Here is a 1,852-nt window from a genome sequence, read left to right as displayed (position 1 = left end):
TCTGGGCCGAGGTGCTGGGCGTGACCCGTGTGGGCCGCAACGACAACTTCTTCGAACTCGGCGGTCACTCGTTGCTCGCCGCCCAGACAGTCGCCCGAGTCCAGAGCGCCATGCAGATGGACCTCGCGATCAGGGATGTCTTCCTGCACCCCGTACTCACGGAAATGGGGACTCTCATCGCCGACAAGAACCTGATGAAACCGGCCACCCAGGCCCTTTCGGAAATCGATTCACTGCTTGACAGCATGGAGGCTGTTTGATGGAAACCCTTGCAACCCGTCGCATCGCGGAGCGCTTCTCGCGACTGACGCCTGAACAGCGGCGCACGGTCTATCAGAAGATTCGCGCCGAGGGGCTCACGCTCGGGCAGTTTCCGATCCTGGCGCGCGACACGTCGTCGCCGGATCATTGCCATCTTTCCTACGCACAGCTGCGCCAATGGTTCCTGTGGCAGCTCGATCCGTCGAGCACCGCGTACCACATCAGCGGTGCGCTCAGGCTCACCGGTGCGCTGGATGTCGCGGCCGTGCGCGCGAGCTTCGACGCGCTGGTGCAGCGCCACGAGTCGCTGCGCACCACGTTCCGGGCCCAGGCTGGCGGCCTTGCCGAACAGGTGATTCACGAGAGTGTCGAGTTCGACATCGCCGTCGTGGACCTCGGCGCCATTGCCGGGCGCGATTCGCGAGAGATCCGACTTCGGGAAGAGGCGCATCGCTTGAGCGACACCCCCTTCGATTTGACCACCGGCCCGTTGCTGCGGGTCGGCCTCATCCGCCTTGCGCCCGAGGAGCACATGCTCGTCGTGGTGATGCATCACATCGTGTCCGACGGCTGGTCGATGCAGATCATCGTGGACGAGTTCGTCGCGCAATATCGCGCGCGCGTGCAGGGCGCTGCGGAAGACGCGGACCTGCAGCCGCTGCCGGTCCAGTACGCGGACTACGCCGTGTGGCAGCGCAATTGGCTCGAGGCCGGCGAGCGCGAACGCCAACTCGGCTATTGGACATCGCACGTCGGTACCGACCAGCCTGTGCTGCAGTTGCCGGCAGATCACGCCAGGCGCGCAGACGGACGCTACAGTGCCGCGCGCCACGCCTTCGAATTGCCGGAGGCGCTGGTCAAGGGGTTGCAGAAGCGCGCGCAGGGCCAGGGTGCGACCCTGTTCATGACCTTGCTCGCGGGCTTCCAGGTGCTCTTGAACCGTTACACCGGCCAGTCCGACATTCGCGTGGGCGTACCGATCGCCAACCGTCACCGGGTGGAGACGGAAGGCGTCGTCGGCTTCTTCGTCAACACGCAGCTGTTGCGCAGCGTGCTGGACAGCCGCGAGAGCCTCACGCAGGTGCTGGCGCGCGCGAAGGAGGCCGCGCTGGGCGCGCAGGCCCACCAGGACCTGCCGTTCGAGCAACTGGTGGAGGCATTGCAGCCAGAACGCAGCCTGAGCACCAGCCCGCTGTTCCAGGTCATGTTCAATCACCAGCGTGGGGATTTCAAGGCACTCGACAGCCTGTCGGGTCTCACGATGACCGAGTACGACCTGGGCACGCAGGCTGCGCAGTTCGAACTGACGCTGGACACCAGCGAAGGCGCCGACGGTCGCGTGCGGGCGAGCTTCAAATATGCGGCGGAGCTGTTCGAGCCGCAGACCGTCGAGCGCATGGCGGGGCATTACCTGGCTTTGCTGGAGGCATTGGCCGAGCGACCCGAGCAGACTGTGGGTGACGTGAAGCTGTTGGGCGAGGCGGAACTGCTGCAGCTGCGGCAGTGGGGATCGCAACATCAGTCTCGGGCATCCTTAGTCGGCGACCCGATCCACAGCCGTATAGAGCGCGAGGCGGCGCAGCATCCGGAT

At 65.3% G+C, this 1,852-nt stretch carries 2 protein-coding genes; both read left to right on the top strand.

Going from position 1 to position 1,852, the window contains the following annotated elements; genetic code table 11:
• Positions 1–260, top strand: a 260-nt coding sequence (locus ACTJLF_RS34490) for a phosphopantetheine-binding protein (protein ID WP_440884883.1), incomplete at its 5' end; no start/stop codon positions are given.
• Positions 260–1,852: condensation domain-containing protein (locus tag ACTJLF_RS34485; RefSeq protein ID WP_440884882.1), on the top strand; the 1,593-nt coding region annotated here is incomplete at its 3' end. The genes ACTJLF_RS34490 and ACTJLF_RS34485, both read left to right, overlap by 1 nt.

It is taken from the genome of Variovorax sp. 22077 (assembly GCF_052044195.1).
Taxonomy (GTDB): domain Bacteria; phylum Pseudomonadota; class Gammaproteobacteria; order Burkholderiales; family Burkholderiaceae_C; genus Variovorax; species Variovorax atrisoli.
This window is presented reverse-complemented; position numbering and strand designations above follow the sequence as displayed.